At 40.0% G+C, this 230-nt stretch carries 1 protein-coding gene; it reads right to left on the bottom strand.

Annotated elements, in window-relative coordinates; translation table 11 throughout:
* Nucleotides 1-230, bottom strand: a 230-nt coding sequence (locus tag CWC11_RS23010; RefSeq protein WP_212748098.1) for a hypothetical protein, incomplete at both ends; no start/stop codon positions are given.

Raw genomic sequence — 230 nt, 5'->3', positions numbered from 1 at the left:
CACTAAACAGTTCATTGATGCATGTACGCCCTTGTTGCTTAATTTCAGTCAATAATTGTGATGAGTTAGCCATTGCCAACGCATTTAAATCACAGTCAGATAAGACTTGAAATGTGCCATAAGATGGTTGTTTTAACACAGTGAAAGTCGGTGACTGTAAAGAAGCGGCATTCGGGGCTCGTTCATGACCTTCTGAACTATGATGACCATGGAACTGAGTATTTGTTACA

Source organism: Pseudoalteromonas sp. S3178, assembly GCF_005886985.1.
GTDB lineage: Bacteria > Pseudomonadota > Gammaproteobacteria > Enterobacterales > Alteromonadaceae > Pseudoalteromonas > Pseudoalteromonas carrageenovora.
This window is presented reverse-complemented; position numbering and strand designations above follow the sequence as displayed.